Below are 24,422 nucleotides of genomic sequence, written 5' to 3'. Positions count from 1 at the left end.
TAAGGTTCGTCCGTATTGGACGTTCTGCACTCTTTTTTTCTGGGAGTTTCGTAAATGGCAGTTGCCTCCGGCGCCTATAAGAAAGCCCTCGAGGGCGACCAGACACCGAAAAAGGTGTTGGTCAAAATCGACCGGGTCACGAAGAAGTTCGACGAGACGATTGCCGTGGACGATGTGTCCCTGGAAATCAAGAAAGGCGAGATCTTCGCCTTGCTCGGCGGTTCTGGTTCGGGCAAGTCCACCTTGCTGCGCATGCTCGCAGGTTTCGAGCGACCGACCGAAGGGCGGATTTTCCTCGACGGTGTGGATATCACCGACATGCCGCCCTACGAGCGGCCGATCAACATGATGTTCCAGTCCTACGCCTTGTTCCCACACATGACCGTGGCGCAGAACATCGCCTTCGGCCTGCAACAGGACAAGATCCCCAAGGCCGAAGTCGAGGCCCGCGTGGCCGAGATGCTCAAGCTGGTACAGATGAGCCAGTACGCCAAGCGCAAGCCGCACCAGTTGTCTGGCGGCCAGCGTCAGCGGGTGGCCCTGGCCCGGTCCCTGGCCAAGCGCCCGAAACTGCTGCTGCTCGATGAGCCAATGGGCGCGCTGGACAAGAAGCTGCGCTCGCAGATGCAGCTTGAACTCGTCGAAATCATCGAGCGCGTCGGCGTGACCTGCGTGATGGTGACCCACGACCAGGAAGAGGCCATGACCATGGCCGAGCGCATCGCGATCATGCACCTGGGCTGGATCGCGCAGATCGGCAGCCCGATCGATATCTACGAAACCCCCACCAGCCGCCTGGTGTGCGAGTTCATCGGCAACGTCAACATCTTCGACACCGTGGTGGTGGATGATGCCGAAGGCCACGCGGTACTCAAGTGCGCCGACCTGGACCGCGATATCTACGTGGGTTATGGCATCGCCACGTCGGTGGAAGACAAGTCGGTGACCTACGCCATCCGCCCGGAAAAGCTGCTGGTCACCACCGAAATGCCGACCTGCGAGCACAACTGGTCCAGCGGCAAGGTGCATGACATTGCCTACCTGGGCGGCCACTCGGTGTTCTACGTCGAGCTGCCGAGCGGCAAGCTGGTGCAGTCCTTCGTCGCCAACGCCGAACGCCGTGGCGCGCGGCCGACCTGGGGTGACCAGGTCTACGTATGGTGGGAAGACGACAGCGGCGTGGTACTTCGCTCATGAACATGAAGAAATTCAAACGGCGATTACACCGAATAATTCCCAGCGGCAAGCAGGTGGTCATCGGGATTCCATTCCTGTGGCTGTTCCTGTTCTTCATGCTGCCGTTCTTCATCGTCCTGAAGATCAGCTTTGCCGAAGCCGACGTGGCGATCCCGCCCTACACCGAGATCTACACCTACATCGAGCAGAAGCTGGAGGTGGTGCTCAACCTGGCCAACTACAGCCTGCTGGCCGGCGACGAACTGTACATTGCCGCCTACCTCGGCTCGCTGAAGATGGCGTTTTTCAGCACGGCCTTGTGCCTGCTGATCGGCTACCCGATGGCCTACGCCATCGCCAGTGCGCGCAAAGAGATGCAGACCGTGCTGGTGCTGCTGATCATGATGCCGACCTGGACCGCGATCCTGATCCGCGTGTATGCGTGGATGGGCATCCTTAGCAACAACGGCTTGCTCAATGGCTTCCTGATGTCCATGGGCCTGATCAACGAACCGTTGCAGATCCTCAACACCAATATCGCGGTGTATATCGGCGTGGTCTATTCGTACCTGCCGTTCATGATCCTGCCGCTGTATGCCAACCTGGTCAAACATGACCAGAGCCTGCTGGAAGCCGCGTCGGACCTGGGTTCGAGCACCTTCAACAGCTTCTGGAAAATCACCGTGCCGCTGTCCAAGAACGGCATCATTGCCGGCTGCATGCTGGTATTCATCCCGGTGGTGGGCGAGTTCGTGATCCCGGAACTGCTGGGCGGCCCGGAAACCCTGATGATCGGTAAAGTGTTGTGGCAAGAATTCTTCAACAACCGCGACTGGCCGGTGGCCTCTGCGCTGGCGGTGGTGATGCTGGCGATCCTGATCGTGCCGATCATTCTGTTTAACCGCAGCCAAGCCAAAGAGATGGAGGGCAAGGTATGAAGCGCTTCAGTTTCTCCAGCTTCATGCTGGTCGTAGGGCTGCTGTTCATCTACCTGCCGATGCTGATCCTGGTGATCTATTCGTTCAACGAATCGAAACTGGTGACGGTGTGGGGCGGCTGGTCGATCAAGTGGTACGTGGGCCTGTTGGACAACACCCAGTTGATGGGCTCGGTGGCGCGCTCCCTGGAAATCGCCTGCTACACGGCGGTGGCCGCGGTGGCGCTGGGTACGTTGGCAGCGTTCGTGCTGACCCGTATCAGCCAGTTCAAGGGCCGCACGCTGTTTGGCGGCCTGGTGACCGCGCCGCTGGTGATGCCGGAAGTGATCACCGGTCTGTCGCTGTTGCTGCTGTTCGTGGCCATGGCGCAGATGATCGGCTGGCCCCAGGAGCGTGGCATCGTCACCATCTGGATCGCCCACACCACGTTCTGTGCGGCGTATGTGGCGGTGGTGGTGTCGGCACGCTTGCGTGAGCTGGACCTGTCGATCGAAGAGGCGGCCATGGACCTGGGGGCGCGGCCGTGGAAGGTGTTCTTCCTGATCACCATCCCGATGATCGCACCCTCGCTGGCGGCGGGCGGCATGATGTCGTTCGCGTTGTCCCTGGATGACCTGGTACTGGCCAGCTTCGTGTCGGGCCCGGGTTCGACCACCTTGCCGATGGAAGTGTTCTCGGCGGTGCGCCTTGGGGTCAAGCCCGAGATCAACGCCGTGGCCAGCCTGATTCTGTTGGCGGTGTCGCTGGTGACCTTTTTGGTGTGGTTCTTCAGCCGCCGTGCCGAAGAGCGTCGCAAGAAGGCGATCCAGCAAGCGATCGAAGAAGCCGCGGCGGATGGCTGGAAACAGCCGGATGTACGGCGCGCGCCCGCACCGGTCTAACGGCCGGAACAGGCTCAAAATGTGGGAGCTGGCTTGCCTGCGATAGCAGAGTGTCAGTCACAGAAGATGTGACTGAACCACCGCTATCGCAGGCAAGCCAGCTCTCACATTTGATTGCATTTCAAGTTGATTAAGCCGTCCACGGCGACTGGCGAATCACCTCGACAAAGTTCATCGGCTTGAACCCCGGCTCCTGATCCACCAGCACATCGGTCTTCACGTTGCCAAACGTGGTCTGCGGGCGATGGCGCAACCCGTCGGCAAACGCGCAGATGATGCACTCCTTGAACCCTTCACCCCGTGGATGCGCATGCACCACCGCCTCGCGCTGCACGTGGGTAAACGCGGCGTAGTCCATGCCCAGCACATCCATCTCCACGCCAGCGGTCACCAGGGCGACGGTAGGGCGCAGGTGCTTGGGCACGCCCGGCGTGGTGTGCAGGGCGATGGACAGCCACACCTGCTCGATATCGTCGTCGCTCAAGCCATAAGGCTTCAGAAAGGCGGCAGCAGCGTTGGCGCCGTCCACTTCAAAACGCTCATCATCGCTGCGGTGGCCGGCCACCAGGCCCAAGTCATGGAACATTGCGCCGACGTACAGCAGCTCCGGGTTGTAGGCCAATTGCTGGCGCTCGCCGCTCAAGGCGCCAAACAGAAACACCCGGCGGGAGTGGTGGTAGAGCAGGTCGGATTCAATGTCGCGGATGTATTCGGTGGTAGCCTTGGCCAGGGCACTGTCGGGGATTTTGATGCCGGCGATGGTGGTGCTCATGGTCATGATCCTCAAGAAAGCGCCGGTTGGCGCTGATCAGTCCAGTCTGGTCGCCCAGCTGCCAGGCAACCACCGCCGCAGGGGCGCGATCCCGGCCAATGTGCCTTCATATCGCGCCATGGTTGTACACGATGCAATGTGGGAGCTGGCTTGCCTGCGATAGCATCGCCTCGGTACATCAGGTATACCCAGGTGATGCCATCGCAGCGATGCGGCGATCCGACAAGCCAGCTCCCACAGGGTTTTGCGACAGTCCAGAGGAAGGTTTACCCATGCACAAGACCGTCGCGATCCTGATCTTCCCCGGCGTCCAGTCACTGGACGTGACCGGCCCCATGGATGTGTTCTGCGAGGCCAATCGCTTCCTGGCGCCTGCGGATCATTACCGGCTCGAAGTCATCGGCCAGGTCCAGGGCCAGATCGCCTGTTCCAACGGTCTGTCCTTGCAGGCTCATATCCATTACAGCAATGCGCTACAAGCCTATGACCTGTTGTTGGTCGCCGGCGGCCCGCAGTTGCCCTTCGAAGATTTCGGCGCGCCGTTCCATCAATGGCTGCGTGACGCGAGCGCCAGGGCCCGGCGCTTCGGTTCGATCTGTAATGGCGCCTTCATGCTGGCCCGGGCCGGATTGCTGGATGGCAAAACCGTCACCACCCACTGGAGCGACGCGGCTGATCTGGCGCGCCTGTGCCCCTCGACCCAGGTCGACGCCGACCGCCTCTACGTGCAAGACGCCAACCTCTACACCTCGGCCGGGGTCACGGCGGGCATCGACCTGTCGCTGTACCTGTTGGCCCAGGACCACGGGCCGGAAGTGGCCTTGAGCGTGGCCAAGCGCCTGGTGGTGTTTACCCAGCGCAGCGGCGGGCAATCGCAGTTCAGCCCGTTTCTCACGCCCCACGCCGAAGCCACCTCGGCGGTGGCGCAAGTGCAGTTGTACGTGCTGGCGAACCTGACGGGTGACCTGGGCATCGCCGACCTGGCCCGCGCGGCCAATATGAGTGCGCGCAACTTTTCGCGGGTGTTTGCCCGCGAAGCGCGGATCACCCCGGCAGAGTTTGTCGAGCGCGCGCGGGTGGATGCGGCGCGGGTGATGCTCGAAAGCAGCACCGCACCGCTGAAGACCGTGGCCTACCAATGCGGGTTTCGCGACGCCCAGCACCTGCGCAGCGTGTTCAATCGCCGGCTGGGGGTGACGCCGCAGCAGTTCCGGCTGAACTTTGCGGCGCTGGTTTGAGTGTGTCGTAGGCTTCCAGTGCGCGCAGCGAGTAGATGTAGGCGGCGCCGGCATTCAGCGAGATCGCGGTGGCAAGCGTCGCGGCGATTTCTTCGCGGGTGGCGCCGGCCTTGATCGCGGCGTCGGCATGTACGCCGATGCAGCCGTCGCAGCGGGTGGTGATGGCCACGGCAATCGCGATCAGTTCGCGGGTCTTGGCATCCAGGACGTTGTTTTCCTCGGCAGCCTCGCCCAGCGCCATGTAGGCTTTGACCATCTTCGGGTTGCTCTTGCCCAGTGCGCCAAAGGCGTTCTTCACGGTGGGCAGCAAGTCGGGCCAGTTATTGAACATTGCGTTGACTCCTGAACGGGTTGGGTGTGAAGCCAGTGTGTGCCGTTCGGATTTGGCGGTATTGTTCGATCCGCTCATCTTTTTGACCGATATTCGCAAATGAACGCTATCGACACGCTGATCACATTGGCCAACCTGCGCGGCCGCCTTGACGTGCGCTGCCAGTTCCAGGGCGACTGGGCCCTGGACCATGCGCCCGAATCGCTGGGGGTGGCGCCGTATCATATTGTCGTGCGGGGGACCTGCCACGCCGAGCTTTCGGGTGGGCAGCAGGTGACGCTGGCAGAAGGCGATATCCTGTTGATGCCCGGTGGTGCGACCCATCTGCTGCGCAGCCAGGGCGCGCAGACCCCGCCGAGGCTGCCCACGGTGATCGACAGCGGGGTACTGAAGGTGCATCGCTTGGGCGGTGATCAGCCGGAGGTTGAGATGCTCTGTGGCGCCTTTCACTACAACCGCCAGTCGTTGCTGTTTGCGGCCTTGCCCGAGTACCTGGTGGTGTCCAGCCGACAATGGCCGGCCGATGGGCAACTGGCGGCACTGATTGCGCTGATGCGCAGTGAGGCTGACGGTGAGCGGCTGGGCGCGCGGTCGTTTATTGATGCCCTGTCGGTGGCGCTGTTCACCTTGCTGGTGCGCACCTGGTTGGCGCAACAGGCGCCGCTGGCCGGCACCTTTGCCTTGCTCACCGACAAACGCCTGGGCCGCGCCTGGCAGGCGATGCTGGCCGAGCCCGGGCATGACTGGACCATCGACAGCCTGGCGGGGGCTGCATCGATGTCCCGGGCCACGTTCATGCGCGCATTTGTCAAAGTGGCCGGCGTGTCGCCGTGGGTGCTGCTGACCCAGTTGCGCATGGAGCTGGCGTTCAATCTGCTGCAGCAGTCACGGCTGAGCCTGACGGATATTGCGGCCCGGGTGGGTTACCAGTCCCAGGCGGCGTTCAGCAAGAAATTCAAGGAGGCATATGGCCAAGCGCCCGGTCGAATGCGCAACGCAGATTAAAACTGTGGGAGCGGGCTTGCCCGCGATGGCGGTGTATCAGTCAACTAATGTATCGACTGACACTCAGCCATCGCGAGCAAGCCCGCTCCCACCGTTTTGAGGGTGTTTCTTCAGGGCTGTTGTGGGCGGGCCGGCAACAACTTGAGGGTGCCGCGAGTATTGGCCTGGACCTCTTCTTCATCAAAATGCGCCTGCTCGTACCCGCCCTCGATATAGGTCTCGGCCTGGTCGGCATAGTGCTTGTCGAACGGCACACCGCTTTGGCCCACCGGGTTGATGGTCAGCGCGTGAGCGGCGTCGGCAAAGTCCACCAGGCGTCGGGTGGACGGGCCGTACGTCACCGGCCATGGCGCAGGGCCGATGATTGCCGACAGGTTGTTCGGCACTTCGTGGCTGCCCGGTGAGGCGAACGGCCCGACATTGACGATCTGGTCCAGTGGCTTCTTGATGCCCAGCGGATGGCCGTGGGTCAGGGTATGGGCCTTGCCCCACTGCCATTGTGCCGGGTCGTCACCGAAGGTGGTTCTCAGGTGCGCCAGGCTGTTGTCCCAGGCGTGCTTGACGGTCGCGGCACGCTGGCCGTTCCACCACGGCGAATCGGCAGCAGCGGCCAGGCGTGGCAAGGCGGCGTCGATCACACGGGTGGTGATCAGGGTCTTGAACATCTCGTCACCCAGTTTGGGGCGAAAGGCCGCGTCGGTCAGGTCGTACAGCAGTTGGTTGAACAGCGTGGCCGGGATCGACTCCACCGGGTAGTCACCTTTCCACGCGGCCAGTTGCTCCAGCAGCTTGAGTTCGGCCGGGTCCTTGACCACCTCGCGCAGCACCGGCAACAGCGGCGCCAGCAGGCGTGGCCCGTAGGCGGTGGTGGTGCCCAGTTGCAAGGCCTGGCTGTTGTCCAGGTCCCATTTGACCTGGTTGTCGCTCAATTGCGCGTTCAACTGTTGGCCACGGTCCGCCAGGTTGTAATAGCCGGGGATCTGCATGCCAGTAGGTGACACCGGCTGGGCATTGGCCGAGACCACGTAGCCACGGGCCGGGTTTTCTTCCTGGGGGTTGGCGCTGGACGGGTAGAAGCCCAGCTTGTCGGCCTGGGCTGTGCTGCCATCGAGGATAAACCCGGCGTTGACCCCGGCCGGGCGGATCGGCAACTGCGCTGCGGCCCACCAGCCAATATCGCCCTTGGCATTGGCCCACACGATATTCAGCCCCGGTGCATGCACCTTGGCCACCGCCTGGCGGGCCTTGGCCAGGGTGTCGGCGCGGTTGAGTTGGTAGAAGCCATCGAGGATCGGGTTTTCGGTATCGAGGAAGGCCCACCACATGGCAATCGGCGTGGTGCCGGCATTGGCGCCGAGCACGTCGTTGATGATCGGGCCGTGGGGCGACTGGCGCAGGGTCAGCGTCACCGGGGCCTGGCCCTTGACCGCGATCTGTTGCTCGCTGCTGGTCATGTCGACCCACTGGTCGTGGTAGCGCACCTGGTTGGGGTTGTCCGGGTTGACCTGCTCGGCGATCAGGTCGAGGTCGTCGTTCTGGAACATCGTCAGGCTCCAGCCAAACGCTTTGTTATGGCCCAGGAACGCCACCGGCACCAGGGCGTTGTGATAACCGTAGAGTTCAAAGCCGGGCGCCGACAGGTGCGCCTCGTACCATACAGACGGCACCGAAAAGCGGATATGCGGGTCGCCCGCCAGCAACGGCTTGCCGCTCTTGGTGCGGTTGCCGCTGATGGCCCAGGCGTTGCTGCCTTCGAACTGCGGCAGGCCATTGTCGGCCAGGGCCTGCTCGCTGAGGCGGGCGATGGCGCTCAGGCCTTGCCAGTCGGCGGCGGCCAGGCCGAGGTCGCCCTTGGGTTTCCAGTCGAGGTCGAACACCTTCAGGTAATCGCTGCCCAGTTGGTCGCGCACGTAAGTCAGCAAGGGCTCTGTACGAAAGGCTGCGGCAAAGCTGTAGGCCAGGTAGCCGGCAATGCTGATGGTGTCCTCGGCGGTGAACGGCCGCTTGGGGATGCCCAGCACGTCAAACTCCATGGGGCTGGCGTGGCTGTCCTGATATTGGTTGATCCCGTCCAGATAGGCTTGCAGGGCCTTCCAGTGCGGGGACTGGCGGTCCATCTGGGCCGCGTAGGTGGTGGCGCGCTCGCGGATACGCAGGCTGCGGAACAGTTTATCGGTGTCCAGCAACTTGACGCCGAGCACCTCGGCCAGCTCACCGCGCGCCAGGCGGCGCATGATTTCCATCTGGAACAGGCGGTCCTGGGCGTGCACGTAACCCAGGGCGCGATACAGGTCGGCCTCGTTTTCCGCGCGGATATGCGGCACGCCCCGGTCGTCATAGCGCACCGTGACCGAGCCTTGCAGGTTGGCCAGCTCCACCGTGCCCTGGCGGGTGGGTTGCTTGCTGTAGACGTACCAGCCAGCCCCGAGGGCGATCAACACCAGCAGGGCTACAAGACCCGACAAAACGCGCTTCATAAACAATCCTTATTATTAGAAGTGGGGCTACCTTGAAAATCTACGAACCTTGCGGCCAGGAACAATAGCAGCCCACTGCCAGGGTGTGGGTTGCGTTCACCGCCCGCCCGCCGTTGAGCGCCTGCAGGATCGGTTCGATAAAGCTGTTGCTCGAATTACAGGTCAGGCCCTCGCTGTACGGGCCGAAATACGCCAGCTTGCCGCTGCGATCCCAGATACCCACCGCCGGGCTGGCGGGCACCTGGTCGGCGCCGGGCAGGGCGGTGATGATTTTCATCGCGCCAAGGGTCGCGGGCAATTGGCCGTGGCTGCCGGCTTTTTGCAGGGCATAGAACTCCACGCCCTGGGGCGCGTATTGCTCGATCAGTTCGCTCAGGTGCTGCTGGTTGCCGACATTGCACGGGCAGGCCGGGTCCCAGAAGTGCACCAGGCGGATCGGGCCGGGGCCTGCGAGGTCGTCGGGCAGGCGTAGCAGGTCGCCGGAAAACACCGCCGTATGTTCGCTGAATGCCCGCAGGTAGCGGCCCTGGAACCAGTCATACGCGACCCACAGCACCACGGCGCAGATCAGCAGGATCAGGCTGGCGAGCAGGGCGTTGCGGTAGGGCTTTGGCATTCAGAACAATCCTCGACGGTGGCGTAGCTTGCCATGCTTGCCCTGACAGATGAATATCGCGACTCAATATTCATCTGTTCACTGCTGTGAAGCCCTAGTCTGGAAGTTCTTATGCCCGTTACCTTTGACCCCGATCATCTGCGCGAAAGCCTGCGGCCCCTGGTGGACGCGCAGCCGCTTTCGGCCGAGGCCAGGGTCTACCAGCGCTTCTATGGGCTGGACCTGGCCGCGCGCAAAACCCCGGTGGCCAGCCGTCTGGGGCGCATGGAGGTGGATGGGTTCGAGGTGGTCAGCCAGGTCTGGTGGCCGGCGCAACCTGTGGCCACACTGTTTATGTTCCACGGTTTCTACGATCACATGGGGCTGTATCGCAGCGTGGTGGAGTGGGGGCTGGACCAGGGTTTTGTGGTGATTGCCTGCGATTTGCCGGGCCATGGCCTGTCCAGTGGCGAACGTGCCAGCATCGATGATTTTGCGGTGTACCAGCACGTGGTGAACGGCTTGTTCGACCAGGCCGACGCGCTGCAACTGCCCAAGCCCTGGCACCTGTTCGGGCAAAGCACCGGCGGGGCGATTGTGGTGGACCATCTGCTCAACCATGGCTCCAGCAGCCCGGCGCAAGGCCAGACCTTCCTGTTGTCGCCGCTGGTGCGGCCGCGTGCCTGGGGTTGGTCGCAACTGAGCTATTACCTGCTCAAGCCGTTCGTCAAAGGTATCGCCCGGCGCTTCAGCGATAACAGCAACGACCCGGCGTTCCGTCCGTTCCTCGAGGCCGACCCGTTGCAGCCCCGGCAACTGCCGACCGCCTGGGTGGGCGCGCTGGCGCGCTGGATCAAGCGCATCGAGGCCGCGCCGCGCAGTACGCGGCGACCACTGATCGTGCAGGGCGAGGAAGATATGACGGTGGATTGGCAGCACAACTTGCAGGTGCTGCGCGGCAAGTTTGATCAGCCGCAGATCCTGATGGTGCCGCGTGGGCGGCATCACATGGCCAATGAGCTGCCTGAAATCCGCGAGCAATACTTCAAGTTCCTCGCCGACCACCTGAAATAACCCTCCCCCCTGTAGGCGCGAGCTTGCTCGCGAAGAACGTCAACGATAACGCGTGCTGCCTGGTTAGACGCGGCGTCCTTGAGTTCTTCGCGAGCAAGCTCGCTCCTACAGGGGGAGGGGCGTCAGGGGGCCAGGCTGGAGGTGCTTTGGCCGACCGCCAGGCCGGCGCGGATCGCCGCCAGCGCTGCCTGGTAGTAAGCCTTGCCTTGCGGCGACTCGGCAAAGGTGGCGAATTCTTCCAGCTCCGGGTCCGACAAATCCCGATAGACGTACAACAAGGTGTTGTTCAGGTCATTGCCGATCTGCTGCATCAACCGCTCGCGCTGGCCATTGAGCATGCTCTGCGCCTGACCGCCGCCCAACAGGCCGGGGATCATCTGGCTCAGGCTGTCTGCGGCCACGCCGGCAATCGCCAGGCTGACTTCGGCCCCGGCTTCGCGGGCAGGCAGGGCCTGGGCCAGATGGCCGATGATCAGGCTGCGGGTGGCGTCGGCCTGGATCTGCGGCAAGCCCTGGGCGTTCTTGGCCAACTGGTCGCGACGGGTCGCCAGCAACTCGGCGGCGACAATCTTGCGCCCCAGCGGCGACTGGAAAAACGCCAGCGCCGGTTTTGGGTCCGCCAGGTTCTGGCGCAACTGGGCTTCGGCGCGCTGATCCATGGCCTTGGGGGCGAAGCGTTTATTGCTGTTGTCCACCAGCGCCTGGTACACCGCCGGCGGCAAGCTGTTGCGGTAGCGCTGCTGGGCGGCACTCAAGGCGTCATTAAAATGCGCGCGTTGTTCCGGCCAGCCGGCGACCGCGTACAACTGGTCATGGCTGTCTGCCCAGGCGGGCAACACGCAGAACATCAGCAAGGATAAAAACAAACGACGCATAGGGACTCCTGTCAGTCGGCCACTATTGTCCGTGTCGGGCGTAGGATTTGTCGAGAAGTCCTATCAATCGCCTGACTAAAGTGTATTTAGGCGCTCGGCGGCGCTGTCGGTTTGCCAGGCGTATGGATACTATGCGCGCCATGCAAATATCCCCTGATGACCCGCTGCTGCTAAGCATCGTCGACGACCTGGCCGTGAAGGGCTGGTCGCAGCAGAACATCTTCCTGCCAGAGGCTCTGACCCTGGAACTGGCGGCTGAGTGCCATAAACGCGCAATTGAAGGCGAATTGGCCCCGGCCGCTGTCGGACGCGGCCCGGCCCAAGAGATTCGCGAGGGGATCCGTGGCGACCATATCCAATGGCTGGAGCCCGGCCAGGCGGCGATCTGCGACCGCTATCTGGCGTTGATGGACAACCTGCGGCTGGCGATGAACCGCGGGCTGTTCCTCGGCCTGGAAGAGTTCGAATGCCACTTCGCCATGTACCCGCCGGGGGCGTTCTACCTCAAGCACCTCGACCGTTTTCGCGATGATGACCGGCGCATGGTCTCGGCGGTGGTCTACCTGAACCAGGACTGGCTGCCCGAGCACGGCGGCCAGTTGCGCATGTACCTCAAGGACGGCGTTGAATACGACGTGGACCCCACCGGCGGTTGCCTGGTGGTGTTCCTGTCGGGGGAAGTGCCCCACGAAGTCCTGCCCGCCCACCGCGAACGCCTGTCCCTGACAGGCTGGTTTCGCCGGCGGGGCAACGAGCCGTTTTGAGCATGCAAAAGATTCTGGTCAGCCGCTGCCTGCTGGGGCATCGCGTACGTTACGACGGTGGGGCCAGCGGGCCGTTTGACCAACTGGCCGCCTGGCAGGCCGAAGGCCGGGTGGTTGCGGTATGCCCGGAGGTAGCCGGTGGCCTGCCTACCCCACGGCCATCTGCCGAGATTCCGGGCGGGCAGGGGATGGCGGTGTGGGAAGGCCGCGCCCAAGTGTTGACCGCCGATGGCGAGGACTTCAGTGACGCCTTTGTCGAGGGTGCGCGCCAGGCTCTGGCCCTGGTGCAGCGCCATGGCATCCGCATCGCCGTGCTCAAGGCCAACAGCCCGTCTTGCGGCAACCTGCTGACGTATGACGGCACCTTCAGTGGGGTCAAAGTCACGGGCGAAGGCGTGACGGCGGCGTTGCTCAAGCGCCATGGGGTACAGGTGTTCAGCGAGCTGGAGCTGGCCGAGGCGGCGGTAGCCCTGGACGAGCTCTCAAACCCCGCTTAAATCCCATGTAGGACCATCCTTTTGTGGGAGCGGGCTTGCTCGCGAATGCGGTTTATCAGTGCCAGATTTGTTGACTGACACACCGCTTTCGCGAGCAAGCCCGCTCCCACACAAGCCCACTCACACACACAAACCTGGCCCCACATTGGTTATTTGGCAGGTTTGCTGGTGTCAGCCTCAAACCACTTTTCCGACAGCGCCGTCAGCCGTCCATCGGCCTTGATCCGCTCCAGTGCCTTGTCCAGGCTCGATTTGAATGCCGGGTTGCCCTTCTGGAAGGGGATGGCCAGGGTCAACGTGGCCTTGGCATCGACCCGGCTGCGCAAATCCACGCCTGCGGTGGGCTTGGCGGCAAATTGACTGCTGGTGAGTGTATTCAGGCCGCTCAACAGGGGTTTTTGCTGCTTGTTGGCAAGCATCTGGGCATTGGCATAGCTATAAGGCGCGCTGAAATCGAAACGATCCCGCAGTTCAGGAGTCACAGCGATGTGGTTGATCGCCACGTCGTACTTGCCGCTTTCCACACCGGGCAGCAAGTCGCTGTCGTCGGTGGTGATAAAGGAGGCGCGTACGTCCATTTCCCGAGCCAGCAACTCACCCAGGTCCACTTCAAAGCCGGTGAGTTTGTCGCCTTCCTTGAAGTTGAAGGGCGGCGTGTCCGCTTCCAGGGCAATGCGCAGTTCGCCACGGTCAAACACCTCGTCGAACAGTTCGGCGTGAGCCAAGGGGCTCAGCAAAGGCAGCACAAGTAACAGGCCAGGCAAAAAACGCATGGTCACTCCTAAAGAATTCGAAGGTGCGAGACGCGGTTAAGGCTCGCTTTGCTATGGTGTTGAGTGCCTTGGACAACGTTTCGTCACTAAGTTGTCTTAACCCTACAGATTTCATAGAAAAACTGGAGAAGTTAATGAAAGCCATTTTGTCTCGTGCAACCCTGGCCAGCCTGCTGCTGGGGGCTTCAATGCTGGCGTCTGCGGCGGATATCCCGCGCACACCGGCACCCAAAGGGGCTGAAGTGTTCATTGTTTCGCCCAAGGATGGCGCCACCGTCGACAAGACCTTCACCGTCGAGTTTGGCATCAAGGGCATGGACCTGGAGCCCATCGACAAACAAGTCCCGGGTGCAGGCCATCACCACCTGCTGGTCGACCAGGCGCAACTGCCAGATCCAAGCCAGCCGATTCCGGCCACCGACACTGTGATCCACTTCGGCAAGGCGCAAACCAAGACCGAACTGACCCTGGCCCCAGGCAAGCACACGCTGCAACTGGTGGCGGGCGATAACCTGCATCGTCAGTTCGAACCTACTGTAGCCTCAAAAGTGATCACTGTTACCGTGAAGTAAGATTTGTTCAGACGAAAAAAAGGGAGCCCCGCGGGGCTCCCTTTTTCGTGGTGCGCTTGAAACCTTAGAACAACACGCGGCTACGAATAGTACCGCTGATGTGCTGCAGCTTCTCTTGCGCCAGGTCCGAGTACTCGGCGTCTACGTCGATCACCACGTAGCCGACCTTCTCGTTGGTCTGTAGGAACTGACCGGAGATGTTGATGCCGTTTTCCGCGAAGACCTTGTTGATCTCCATCATCACGCCAGGAATGTTCTGGTGGATGTGCAGCAGGCGGTGCTTGCCAGGGTGAGCCGGCAGGGCCACTTCCGGGAAGTTGACCGAGGACACCGACGTACCGTTGTCGCTGTACTTGACCAGCTTCTCTGCCACTTCCAGGCCGATGTTGGCCTGGGCTTCAGCGGTGGAGCCGCCGATATGCGGGGTCAGGATCACGTTGTCCAGGCCACGCAGCGGGCTTTCGAAGATGTCGTCGTTGGAGCGTGGCTCCACCGGGAACACGTCGATGGCAGCGCCGATCAGGTGCTTGTCCTTGATCGCGTCGGCCAAGGCATCCAGCTCGACCACGGTGCCGCGTGCGGCGTTGATCAGGATCCCGCCCTTCTTGATGGCGCGGATTTCCTTCTCGCCGATCATCCACTGGGTCTCAGCGGTTTCCGGCACGTGCAGGGTGACGATGTCGGACATGCCCAGCAGTTCGGTCAGGCTCGACACCTGGGTGGCGTTGCCCAACGGCAGCTTGGTCAGGGTGTCGTAGAAGAACACCTGCATGCCTAAGCCTTCAGCCAATACCGACAGCTGGGTACCAATGGAGCCGTAACCGACGATACCCAGCTTTTTACCGCGGATTTCGAAGGAATTGGCCGCGCTCTTGATCCAGCCGCCACGGTGGCAGGAAGCGTTCTTCTCAGGGATACCGCGCAACAGCAGGATGGCTTCCGCCAACACCAGCTCCGCCACGGAACGGGTGTTGGAGTACGGGGCGTTGAACACCGCGATACCGCGCTCGCGCGCTGCATTGAGGTCGACCTGGTTGGTGCCGATGCAGAAACAACCGACCGCCACCAACTTCTTGGCGTGGTCGAAGATCTCTTCGGTCAGCTGGGTGCGGGAGCGAATGCCGATAAAGTGCGCGTCGGCGATCTTTTCCTTGAGCTGGGATTCCGGCAGAGAACTGGTGATGTACTCAATGCTGGTGTACCCGGCGGCCTTTAGGACGTCGACGGCCGATGGGTGGACGCCTTCCAGAAGAAGGAACTTGATCTTGCTCTTATCGAGAGAAGTCTTGCTCATCTGCGTAAACCTGTATCCCGGAGAAAAATGGCAGGGAATCGAGCAGCGCAAGCTGACCCGGACGGCAGGAAAGCCGTCACCGCAGAAACGCCCTTGGGCTCTGTCCTGCGGGGGCGGTATGCTAGCATACGCGCCCCGCTAAACACTCATTCCTGCGACGTGAAGCGTTCTCAGGATGACCATGAATTGTTCGAGAGTTCTGTCGATGACCCATCCTGCCCTGATTGATGAGCTAAAGACCCTGGTTGAGCCCGGCAAAGTGCTGACCGATGCAGACTCCCTGGAGGCTTACGGCAAGGATTGGACCAAGCACTTCGCCCCCGCGCCGACCGCTATCGTCTTCCCCAAGACCATTGAGCAGGTGCAGGCCATTGTTCGCTGGGCCAACACGCACAAGGTGGCGCTGGTGCCGTCCGGCGGGCGTACCGGCCTGTCGGCGGCTGCCGTGGCGGCCAATGGCGAAGTGGTGGTGTCGTTCGACTACATGAACCAGATCCTCGATGTGAACCTCACCGATCGCACCGCCGTGTGCCAGCCGGGCGTGGTCACCAAGCAATTGCAGAACGTCGCCGAAGAAAACGGCCTGTACTACCCGGTGGACTTCGCGTCGTCCGGTTCCAGCCAGATTGGCGGCAATATCGGCACCAATGCCGGCGGGATCAAGGTGATTCGCTACGGCATGACCCGTAACTGGGTAGCGGGCATGAAGGTCGTCACCGGCAAAGGCGATGTGCTGGAACTGAACCGCGACCTGATCAAGAACGCCACCGGCTACGACATGCGCCAGCTGTTTATCGGCGCTGAAGGCACCCTGGGTTTTGTGGTCGAAGCCACCATGCGCCTGGACCGGGCGCCGAAAAACCTCACCGCAATGGTGTTGGGCACCACCGACTTCGACTCGATCATGCCGGTGCTGCACGCGTTCCAAAGCAAACTGGACCTGACGGCGTTCGAGTTTTTCTCTGACAAGGCCCTGGCCAAAGTCCTCGGCCGTGGCGATGTGCCGGCGCCGTTTGAGACCGATTGCCCGTTCTACGCCCTGCTGGAATTCGAAGCCACCACCGAAGAAGTCGCCAACCACGCCCTGGAAACCTTCGAGCACTGTGTCGAACAGGGCTGGGTGCTCGATGGCGTGATGAGCCAGAGCGAAACCCAGTTGCACAACCTGTGGAAGCTGCGCGAGTACATCTCCGAGACCATCTCCCACTGGACGCCCTACAAGAACGACATTTCGGTCACCGTGTCGAAAGTGCCGGCATTCCTCAAGGAAATCGACGCGATCGTCGGCGAACACTATCCAGACTTCGAAATTGTCTGGTTCGGCCACATCGGCGATGGCAACCTGCACTTGAACATTCTCAAGCCGCAAAACCTGTCCAAGGACGAGTTCTTCGCCAAGTGCGCCACCGTCAACAAGTGGGTGTTCGAGACGGTCGAGAAGTACAACGGCTCGATCTCCGCCGAACACGGCGTGGGCATGACCAAGCGCGATTACCTGACTTACAGCCGCTCTCCGGTTGAAATCGAATATATGAAGGCAGTGAAAGCCGTGTTCGACCCGAACGGGATCATGAACCCGGGCAAGATCTTCGCTGTTTAACCATCACGAAAGAGGAAGCGGTCCATGAGCTATCAGCACAAGTACGTCGACGGCACCAACATCCACTTTCCACTGGGCAAAGTGGTCTGCATCGGGCGCAACTACGCCGAACACGCGAAGGAACTGGACAACCCGGTACCGACCGAGCCCCTGCTGTTTATCAAGCCGGGCAGTTGCGTGGTGCCGTTGGAAGGCGGCTTTGCCATTCCAGCCGAGCGCGGTTCGGTGCATTACGAAGCGGAAATCGCGGTGCTGATCGGCAAACCCTTGTCGAAAACCCCGAGCCGTGAAGAAGTGCTGGACGCCATCTCCGGCTTCGCCCCGGCCCTGGACCTGACCTTGCGCGACAAGCAGTCCGAGCTCAAGGCCAAGGGCCTGCCGTGGGAAATCGCCAAGTCCTTCGACGGTGCGGCAGTCATTGCGCCGTTCGTGGTGGGCAGCACCTTTCCCGACCTGACCGATATCGGCATTCGCCTGACCATCAATGGCCAGGTGCGCCAGGACGGCAACAGCGCGCAAATGCTCAACCCGATCGTGCCGATGATCCAGCACATGGCGGGCTGCTTCTCGCTGCAGGCCGGGGATGTGATCCTGACCGGCACGCCTGTGGGCGTGGGCCCGCTGGAAGTGGGTGACGAACTGGTGCTGGAACTGCCGGGTGTCAGCCGCTTCGAAAGCGCCGTACGCTAACCCCATCTCTCTGTAGGAGCCGGCTTCTGTGGGAGCTGGCTTGCCTGCGATAGCATCACCGCGGTGTGCCTGATGCACCACGGTGCTTGCATCGCGGGCAAGCCCGGCTCCCACACAAGCTTGTACACAGATTATTTGTGCGTACTGCGCACATCGGGGCTTTGCATTTTTTTCACACTCCATCCGGATAATCCTCGGTCATATGGCACGCAGGCGCTCTGAGCCTGGGCCATCACCTACAGCCGATTATCTGGAATGCCTCCATGGCCGTGCCCCTCCCTTCTGTGAAACCCACTCTTCGTTCGCGCTTGAACATGCGCTGGTATTCCTGGCTGTTCCTGGCCGGGGCGATCATGTACGGGATTTCCTGGTTGATGCACTGGGATGACCGGGGCGCGTTGTGGGTGTTGGAGCGGTTTGAAAGCCCGATGGAGCGTCGCGAGAGCATCTGGCTTCCGGATTACCAGGCGGTGATCGACGCCAAGCCGTTGCCTGGCATGGAAAAGGACGAAGCTTCGGATCTGGCCTACGACCCCAGGACCAAGACCCTGTTCGCCGTCATGGGCAGAAACCCGTTCCTGGTGGAGCTGAGCCTGCAGGGTGATGTGTTGCGCAAGATTCCGATGGTGGGTTGGAGCAACCCGGAAGGTGTGACGGTCATGGAAAACGGCGTGCTGGCCATCGTGGATGAGCGCAGGCACAACGTGACCCTGGTCAAGGTCGATGCCGACACGCGGCAACTGGCCTTCGCCGACTACCCGAGCTACGACCTGGGCCCCTCCAAGAACCAGAACAAGGCGTTCGAGGCCATCACCTGGGACAAACGCAATCAACAGCTGGTGCTGGGTATCGAGCGCCCAGCGCAGCTGTTTACCTGGGCCAGCGACGGCAGCCAGGTCCTGGCGGGCGACAAGCAGAAATTGCCCAGCTCCGAGCTGGATATCCGCAACCTTTCGGCCCTGAGTGTCGATCCGCGTACCGGCCACCTGTTGGTACTGTCCGCCGACTCCCATCTGCTGCTGGAACTGGACGAGAAGGGCGAGCAAGTCAGCTTCATGACCGTGCTGGGCGGCTTCAACGGCTTGAAAAACACCATCCCCCGCGCCGAAGGCGTGACCATGGACGAAAACGGCACCCTGTACATGGTCAGCGAGCCCAATTTGTTCTACCGCTTCGAGAAGCAGAAATAGCCGATTGATTACGTCGGATTCTTCTCTATGAGCGGCATTCCCCAGACACTGAGCTGCGTTTAAGTTTAAATTCAGATGGCTGTGATATTCATTTGCCAGTTTTGACTTTGAGCCAGCCCCCATGCGCCGATTTGCCCGCCCCAAACCTGCCCTTCTTATCCTAGTGTTGATCGCCCTGGTTGCTGTGGGCGTGGTCGCCCAGCAGTTTCGTTTATTCGAGCGCGCCTGGTTCAACTGGCAGACCTGGCGCCAGCCGCTGGATGAACGCTCCATTGGCCTGGCGGACTATGAGGTGGTGCTGGAAGCCCAGGTGATTGAAGGCCTGGATGATGATGTCTCGGCGCTGACCTACGACCCGGTGCGCAAGAGCCTGTTTACCGTGACCAACCAAAACGCCGAACTGGTGGAACTGTCCCTGGACGGCAAGATCCTGCGGCGCATCAATCTGGTGGGGTTTGGCGATGCCGAGGCGGTGGAGTTCATCAGCGAAAACACCTACGTGGTCAGCGATGAACGCCAGCAGCGGCTGATCAAGATTCACCTGGAGGACGACACGCAGTTTCTCGACGCTGCCGACGCCGAGCAGATGACCCTGGGTGTGCACCTGAAGGGCAATAAAGGCTTTGAAGGGCTGGCCTATGACTCAGTGGGCAAGCGCCTGTTTGTCGCCAAGGAACGGGACCCGATGCTGATCTACGAAGTGCACGGCTTTCCCCATTTCAAACCGGAAAAAACCTACTCGGTCCACGTGGTCAACAACCCCCGGCGCGATGCCGGGCTGTTTGTACGCGACCTGTCCAGCCTGCAATACGATGAGCGCAGTGGCCACTTGCTGGCGCTGTCCGATGAGTCGTACCTGGTGCTGGAGCTGGATATCGACGGTCGCCCCTTGAGCAGCTTGTCGCTGCTCAAGGGGCGCAATGGCCTGAAGAAACGCGTGCCCCAGGCCGAGGGTATTGCCATGGATGACGATGGCACGTTGTACCTGGTGAGTGAGCCGAACCTGTTCTATGTCTTCAAGAAAAAGCCCGAGCAGCGCTAAGCGCGGATCAGAACATCCACTGCACACCCAACGAATAGCCGGTCTGGCTGCCTTCGGCATGGCCCAGGCGGCCGTTCACCTCTGCGTACACCCCAAGCTGCGGGGTGATCGCCAATTGGCTGCCGACCTGTGCGCGACCAAAGCTCTTGTCCACTGAGCCCAGGCGTGCGGTACGGGCCTGGCCGTCGGCGCGGGCGGTCAGGTCGAGGTCGTCGAGGCGGCCGTCGGCCAATTCCTTGACCCAGGCGATGTCGCCGTAGGGCATCAGGCTCAGGCCATAAGGCAGGGCCACGGCACCGCGCACGCGCCAGCCGAGGCTGGCTTCCAGGGAATCGAAGGACTGTTCTTCATATTCAAGGGCGGTGCGCAGGTTCTGCTTCTCGTGGAACTTGTCGATGCGCGAGTGGCTGTAATCGAGCCCGGCAAACGGCCCGGTCTTGATCGCGCCCAGGTCGAAGTCATAACCGCCGAGCACTCGGGCGCCCAGGGACAGGGCGTCGGTCTCGCCAGTCAACTGCTGGTTAAGTAGCACGGGGCCACCGTTGGCCTGGATCAGCAGGTTGCGCTTGGAGTCGAAGCTGCTGTGGCCCACGCTCAGGTCTCCGGCCAGCCAGGTCGGGCCGCCATCGTTCAACAAGGCGTAGACCGCGGCTTGCCAGGTGTCGCTTTGCAGCTTGCCACGGTGTTCCAGCTTGTCGCGGCCGTTGAGGTAGCTCAGGCTGGCGCCGATGTTCAGGCTGCTGCTCAGTTGATAGTCGCCCAGGGCATGCAGGCCCAGGCGCCGGGCCTCTGGGTTGGGGGCGGTGTCGAAGCCGCTGTCCGGGTTGTATTCGCCGTCCACGCCGATCTCGCCATCGAAGCTGCCGACTTCACGGCTGGCCGCTTGCAAAGTCAGCCAGCGACGGTCGTGCAGGCGCACCATGGCCTGGTGCTGGCGCTGCAGGTTGTCCTGCATATTGCGCGCAACCGCGCCGCCCGAGGTGGTCGACGCCATCAAGTCGGCATTGGTCAGCTCCAGCACCAGGCGACTGAGCAGGCGCGAATAGTCGCGCAGGCGCTGGTCGATGCGTTCCTGGCCGAAGGCGTTGGTCAGGACCGTCTTGTTGTCTTCATTGGGGTCGTGCCACGTCGAGCCGCCGGGGATTGCCGGGTTGTTGGTCTGGGTGTAGCCGTCCAGGGCGCCCAGTTCCCAGTTGGTGGCTTCGATATACAGGATCGGGATGTTCAGCGCCTCGAAGGCCTCGCCGTCACTGCAACAGCCGGTGCCGGCGGGGTATTGCGCGTCCAGGCCGGGGTTGGTGAACAGGTTGATGTTCAACTCCTTGGCGATCTGGAACGTGTGTTCGCGCAACGACGCCAGGGCCGGATTGGCGGTGCTGTTCTGGCCGGCGTGGGCGTACATCATGTCGCCGGTGATCAGGCTGTCGAGGTTGATCATGGCCAGCATATTGGCGCGTTGGCTGGCGCTCAATGAGTCGACAAACGCCCGGGAGCCGCGCAGGCCTTCCTCTTCGGCGCCGAAGCCGACGATCTGCAGGCCGTTTTCCAGTTGCAGGCCACCGAGGTTCTTCGCCACTTCGGTCAGCACGCTGGCGCCGGAGCCGTTGTCGTCCAGGCCTTGCAGGGTCGGGCGGCCGAAGTAGGTGTCGAAGTGCGCGCCAATCACCACGTATTGCGGTTTGGTACCGGCGGCGTAGGCCACCACGTTCTGCGAGGCGCGGCTGCCGCCATTCCAGGTGAAGTCCTGGCGGCTGATGTTGTAGGCGCTGCCCATCTGGCTCTGCATCCAGTCGGCGGCCCCGGCAAAGTTGGCCGTGCCGCGATAGCGACCTGGGTAGTCGGTGATCAGCTTTTCCAGGGTGACATTGGCGTGCTCGCCGTAGTCGTAGGCATGGGATTGAGTCGACAGCAGGGCACAGGCAACGCTGACAGCGAGGGCTAGGGGCTTGATCACAAGGTCTTCCTTGAGGTGGTTGAGGGAGTGGCTCGGCGGGACCGATTGCACAATGCGCGCCTCATTCCATGGGGCGGTCGCGAATTGGCGCGTTGTTGGAAGTGGGGGTCGCCTGGCTATAAGTTGTAACGGATTTGATACCAGATATGGCAGAGGATGCCGTGAGCTGGCGCACAAATTGGGGCAGGCGGGGGAGGGGATGCTGCGAAAAGTAGCGTTTTTGTTACATGTACATCGGGTACAACTCGGTCAAATGTGGGAGCTGGCTTGCCTGCGATAGCATCAACTCGGTCTTGCTCAAAGACCGAGTCGCCTGCATCGCAGGCAAGCCAGCTCCCACATACAGCATCAGGCCTTGAGGGTTTTCACGCCTTCACTGGTCCCCAGCAGCAGTACATCGGCAGGCCGCGCTGCAAACAACCCGTTGGTGACCACGCCGACGATGGCATTGATCCGGGTCTCCAACTCCACCGGGTTGGTGATCTGCATGTTGAACACATCGAGGATGATGTTGCCGTTATCGGTCAGCACGCCTTCGCGGTACACCGGGTCGCCGCCCAGTTTCACCAGCTCGCGGGCCACGTGGCTGCGGGCCATGGGGATCACTTCGACGGGCAGCGGGAAGTTGCCCAGCACTGGCACCAGCTTGCTGGCGTCGGCGATGCAGATAAAGGTCTTGGCCACGGCTGCGACGATCTTCTCGCGGGTCAGGGCTGCGCCGCCGCCCTTGATCAGGTTTAGGTGCTCGTCGCTTTCATCGGCGCCGTCGACGTAGAACTCCAGGTCGCTCACGGTATTGAGCTCGTACACCGGGATGCCATGGCCCTTGAGGCGCGCAGCGGTGGCTTCGGAACTGGCCACGGCGCCGTCGAACGCGCCCTTGTGCAGGGCCAGCGCATCGATAAAGCAATTGGCGGTGGAGCCGGTGCCGACGCCGACGATGCTTTTATCGTCGAGTTTAGGAAGGATTAAATCGACGGCGGCCTGGGCCACTGCCTGTTTGAGTTGATCCTGGGTCATGCGGGCTCCGGAACGGGCGGGGAGTAAAGAGGGGCGCGAGTATAACCCAACAAAACCTCTGGATTCGTGTGGTCGTCCGGCCAACAGGCGGGTTAGACTCCTCGGCCCTGCCCAACCCGCCCAGTGATGCTTTCCGATGCTCGAACAGTACGTCAAGAAGATCCTCACCTCGCGCGTTTACGACGTTGCCGTGGAAACCCCGTTGCAGACCGCCCGCCAGCTCTCCGAGCGCCTGGGCAACAAGGTCTGGCTTAAGCGTGAAGACTTGCAGCCGGTGTTCTCCTTCAAGATTCGCGGCGCCTACAACAAGCTGACCCAACTGAGCGCCGAAGAACGTGCCCGTGGCGTGGTCACCGCCTCGGCGGGCAACCATGCCCAGGGCCTGGCTCTGGCGGCCAAGGTGCTGGGGGTCAAGGCCACCATCGTGATGCCCAAGACCACCCCGGAGATCAAAGTCGAAGGCGTGCGTTCCCGTGGCGGCAAAGTGGTGCTGCACGGTGACTCCTTCCCGGAAGCGCTGGCGTACTCGCTGAAACTGGTCGACGAAAAAGGCTACGTCTACATTCACCCCTACGATGATCCACACACCATTGCCGGGCAGGGCACCGTGGCGATGGAAATCCTGCGCCAGCACCCAGGGCCGCTGGATGCGATTTTCGTCCCGGTGGGCGGCGGCGGCCTGATTGCCGGCATCGCGGCGTACGTGAAGTACCTGCGCCCGGAGATCAAGATCATCGGTGTCGAGCCGGACGACTCCAACTGCCTGCAAGCCGCCATGGCCGCGGGCGAACGCGTGGTACTGCCGGCCGTGGGGATCTTTGCCGATGGCGTGGCGGTGGCGCAGATCGGCCAGCACACCTTCGATATCTGCAAGGACTATGTGGATGAAGTGATCACCGTCAGCACCGATGAAATCTGCGCGGCGATCAAGGATATCTACGACGACACCCGCTCCATCACCGAGCCTGCAGGGGCATTGGGCGTGGCCGGGATCAAGAAGTATGTGGAGACCCGTGGCGTCAGCGGCCAGACCTTTGTCGCCATTGATTCCGGGGCCAACGTCAACTTCGACCGCCTGCGCCATGTGGCCGAGCGCGCCGAGCTGGGCGAAGGTCGCGAGGCGATCATTGCCGTGACCATCCCCGAGCGCCCGGGCAGCTTCAAGGCCTTCTGCGAGGCCGTGGGCAAGCGCCAGATCACCGAATTCAACTACCGCTACCACTCCGGCAGCGAAGCGCACATTTTTGTCGGGGTGCAGACCCACCCGGAAACCGACCCGCGCAGCGCGTTGATTGCCAGCCTGAGCGAGCAGGGTTTCCCGGTGCTGGACCTGACCGAGAACGAACTGGCCAAGCTGCACATCCGCCATATGGTCGGCGGGCATGCGGCGCATGTCAGCAATGAAGTGGTGTTCCGCTTCGAGTTCCCGGAGCGTCCTGGGGCTTTGTTCAACTTTCTGAATAAGTTGGGCGGGCGCTGGAACATTTCGATGTTCCACTATCGCAACCACGGCGCGGCCGATGGCCGTGTGGTGGCTGGGCTGCAAGTGCCGGCCAACGAGCGCCACCTGGTGCCAGCGGCATTGGAAGCGATTGGCTACCCGTATTGGGATGAAAGTGACAACCCGGCCTATCAGCTGTTCCTCGGTTGAGCGACTACGCTGA

23 protein-coding genes are annotated in these 24,422 nt (G+C 61.9%); 14 read left to right on the top strand and 9 right to left on the bottom strand.

Annotation, left to right across the window (positions count from 1 at the left end):
- Positions 1-54: 54 nt before the first annotated feature.
- The 3 genes from ACSSVH_RS25030 to ACSSVH_RS25020 are packed head-to-tail and all read left to right on the top strand — an operon-like array spanning position 55 to position 2,995.
- Positions 55-1,197 (top strand): ABC transporter ATP-binding protein, encoded by a 1,143-nt coding sequence (locus ACSSVH_RS25030; RefSeq protein ID WP_029289449.1) that lies wholly within the window; start codon positions 55-57, stop codon positions 1,195-1,197.
- Positions 1,194-2,114 (top strand): ABC transporter permease subunit, encoded by a 921-nt coding sequence (locus ACSSVH_RS25025; protein WP_029289447.1) that lies wholly within the window; start codon positions 1,194-1,196, stop codon positions 2,112-2,114. The genes ACSSVH_RS25030 and ACSSVH_RS25025 overlap by 4 nt, the downstream gene beginning before the upstream one ends.
- The gene (locus ACSSVH_RS25020) at positions 2,111-2,995 is read left to right on the top strand and encodes an ABC transporter permease subunit (protein ID WP_057440425.1); all 885 of its coding nucleotides are present in this window, start codon (positions 2,111-2,113) and stop codon (positions 2,993-2,995) included. The genes ACSSVH_RS25025 and ACSSVH_RS25020 overlap by 4 nt, the downstream gene beginning before the upstream one ends.
- 130 nt (positions 2,996-3,125) lie before the next feature.
- Here the strand turns inward: ACSSVH_RS25020 and ACSSVH_RS25015 are convergent, their stop codons facing one another.
- On the bottom strand, positions 3,126-3,767 hold the full coding sequence (locus ACSSVH_RS25015; protein WP_169954982.1) for an HD domain-containing protein: 642 nt from the start codon (positions 3,765-3,767) through the stop codon (positions 3,126-3,128).
- A gap of 272 nt (positions 3,768-4,039) precedes the next feature.
- Between ACSSVH_RS25015 and ACSSVH_RS25010 the strand changes: the two genes are divergently transcribed.
- Positions 4,040-5,005 (top strand): GlxA family transcriptional regulator, encoded by a 966-nt coding sequence (locus ACSSVH_RS25010; protein WP_170042125.1) that lies wholly within the window; start codon positions 4,040-4,042, stop codon positions 5,003-5,005.
- Here the strand turns inward: ACSSVH_RS25010 and ACSSVH_RS25005 are convergent.
- The gene (locus ACSSVH_RS25005) at positions 4,944-5,336 is read right to left on the bottom strand and encodes a carboxymuconolactone decarboxylase family protein (RefSeq protein ID WP_169954980.1); all 393 of its coding nucleotides are present in this window, start codon (positions 5,334-5,336) and stop codon (positions 4,944-4,946) included. The two genes, ACSSVH_RS25010 and ACSSVH_RS25005, sit on opposite strands and share 62 nt — an antisense overlap.
- Before the next feature lie 99 nt (positions 5,337-5,435).
- Here ACSSVH_RS25005 and ACSSVH_RS25000 point away from each other — a divergent pair, with 99 nt between their 5' ends.
- Positions 5,436-6,341, top strand: a complete 906-nt coding sequence (locus ACSSVH_RS25000) for an AraC family transcriptional regulator (RefSeq protein ID WP_076963658.1) — start codon at positions 5,436-5,438, stop codon at positions 6,339-6,341.
- A 110-nt stretch (positions 6,342-6,451) separates the two neighbouring features.
- Here ACSSVH_RS25000 and ACSSVH_RS24995 read toward each other — a convergent pair whose 3' ends face one another.
- The gene (locus tag ACSSVH_RS24995; RefSeq protein WP_492633857.1) at positions 6,452-8,818 is read right to left on the bottom strand and encodes a penicillin acylase family protein; all 2,367 of its coding nucleotides are present in this window, start codon (positions 8,816-8,818) and stop codon (positions 6,452-6,454) included.
- Between the two features lie 40 nt (positions 8,819-8,858).
- The gene (locus ACSSVH_RS24990; RefSeq protein ID WP_170042128.1) at positions 8,859-9,434 is read right to left on the bottom strand and encodes a DUF6436 domain-containing protein; all 576 of its coding nucleotides are present in this window, start codon (positions 9,432-9,434) and stop codon (positions 8,859-8,861) included.
- Between the two features lie 111 nt (positions 9,435-9,545).
- Here ACSSVH_RS24990 and bipL point away from each other — a divergent pair, with 111 nt between their 5' ends.
- A complete protein-coding gene (gene bipL, locus ACSSVH_RS24985) occupies positions 9,546-10,487 on the top strand; it encodes a phospholipase BipL (RefSeq protein WP_492633856.1) in 942 nt (313 codons plus the stop codon).
- Between the two features lie 122 nt (positions 10,488-10,609).
- Here bipL and ACSSVH_RS24980 read toward each other — a convergent pair whose 3' ends face one another.
- Positions 10,610-11,362, bottom strand: a complete 753-nt coding sequence (locus ACSSVH_RS24980; protein WP_169954976.1) for a DUF2059 domain-containing protein — start codon at positions 11,360-11,362, stop codon at positions 10,610-10,612.
- A gap of 131 nt (positions 11,363-11,493) precedes the next feature.
- Between ACSSVH_RS24980 and ACSSVH_RS24975 the strand changes: the two genes are divergently transcribed.
- Positions 11,494-12,126, top strand: a complete 633-nt coding sequence (locus ACSSVH_RS24975) for a 2OG-Fe(II) oxygenase (RefSeq protein WP_169955048.1) — start codon at positions 11,494-11,496, stop codon at positions 12,124-12,126.
- A gap of 2 nt (positions 12,127-12,128) precedes the next feature.
- Entirely contained in the window at positions 12,129-12,623 is a 495-nt protein-coding gene (locus ACSSVH_RS24970; RefSeq protein ID WP_170042131.1) for a 2-thiouracil desulfurase family protein, read from the top strand.
- Between the two features lie 149 nt (positions 12,624-12,772).
- On the opposite strand, the gene ACSSVH_RS24965 is transcribed toward ACSSVH_RS24970, so the two are convergent.
- Complete coding sequence (locus ACSSVH_RS24965; protein WP_169954974.1) at positions 12,773-13,396, bottom strand: transporter substrate-binding domain-containing protein; 624 nt, start codon at positions 13,394-13,396, stop codon at positions 12,773-12,775.
- 134 nt (positions 13,397-13,530) lie between these two features.
- Here ACSSVH_RS24965 and ACSSVH_RS24960 point away from each other — a divergent pair, with 134 nt between their 5' ends.
- Positions 13,531-13,968, top strand: coding sequence for a DUF4399 domain-containing protein (locus ACSSVH_RS24960; RefSeq protein ID WP_169954973.1), 438 nt, complete (start codon positions 13,531-13,533; stop codon positions 13,966-13,968).
- A 64-nt stretch (positions 13,969-14,032) separates the two neighbouring features.
- Here ACSSVH_RS24960 and serA read toward each other — a convergent pair whose 3' ends face one another.
- The gene (gene serA, locus ACSSVH_RS24955; RefSeq protein ID WP_029289418.1) at positions 14,033-15,262 is read right to left on the bottom strand and encodes a phosphoglycerate dehydrogenase; all 1,230 of its coding nucleotides are present in this window, start codon (positions 15,260-15,262) and stop codon (positions 14,033-14,035) included.
- 205 nt (positions 15,263-15,467) lie between these two features.
- Between serA and ACSSVH_RS24950 the strand changes: the two genes are divergently transcribed.
- The 4 genes from ACSSVH_RS24950 to ACSSVH_RS24935 all read left to right on the top strand — a co-directional run bounded on the left by ACSSVH_RS24950 (position 15,468) and on the right by ACSSVH_RS24935 (position 19,784).
- Positions 15,468-16,862, top strand: coding sequence for an FAD-binding oxidoreductase (locus ACSSVH_RS24950; protein WP_169954972.1), 1,395 nt, complete (start codon positions 15,468-15,470; stop codon positions 16,860-16,862).
- A gap of 24 nt (positions 16,863-16,886) precedes the next feature.
- Positions 16,887-17,552: a fumarylacetoacetate hydrolase family protein gene (locus ACSSVH_RS24945; RefSeq protein ID WP_170042132.1), complete on the top strand. Its 666-nt coding sequence runs from the start codon at positions 16,887-16,889 to the stop codon at positions 17,550-17,552.
- 263 nt (positions 17,553-17,815) lie between these two features.
- Positions 17,816-18,742: an SdiA-regulated domain-containing protein gene (locus ACSSVH_RS24940; protein ID WP_169954970.1), complete on the top strand. Its 927-nt coding sequence runs from the start codon at positions 17,816-17,818 to the stop codon at positions 18,740-18,742.
- Between the two features lie 121 nt (positions 18,743-18,863).
- Positions 18,864-19,784 carry an SdiA-regulated domain-containing protein gene (locus ACSSVH_RS24935; RefSeq protein ID WP_492633855.1) on the top strand — a complete coding sequence of 307 codons (921 nt, stop codon included), beginning with the start codon at positions 18,864-18,866 and terminating at the stop codon, positions 19,782-19,784.
- A gap of 7 nt (positions 19,785-19,791) precedes the next feature.
- Here ACSSVH_RS24935 and ACSSVH_RS24930 read toward each other — a convergent pair whose 3' ends face one another.
- The gene (locus tag ACSSVH_RS24930; protein WP_492633854.1) at positions 19,792-21,738 is read right to left on the bottom strand and encodes an autotransporter domain-containing protein; all 1,947 of its coding nucleotides are present in this window, start codon (positions 21,736-21,738) and stop codon (positions 19,792-19,794) included.
- Between the two features lie 348 nt (positions 21,739-22,086).
- Entirely contained in the window at positions 22,087-22,758 is a 672-nt protein-coding gene (gene rpiA, locus ACSSVH_RS24925; protein ID WP_492633853.1) for a ribose-5-phosphate isomerase RpiA, read from the bottom strand.
- A gap of 136 nt (positions 22,759-22,894) precedes the next feature.
- On the opposite strand from rpiA, the gene ilvA reads away from it, so the two are divergent.
- A complete protein-coding gene (ilvA, locus tag ACSSVH_RS24920; RefSeq protein ID WP_169954967.1) occupies positions 22,895-24,409 on the top strand; it encodes a threonine ammonia-lyase, biosynthetic in 1,515 nt (504 codons plus the stop codon).
- Positions 24,410-24,422: the final 13 nt, after the last annotated feature.

Source organism: Pseudomonas sp. HC1(2025), from assembly GCF_058742075.1.
The sequence above is the reverse complement of the archived record's forward strand: the minus strand, read 5'-3'. Positions and strand labels throughout refer to the sequence as shown.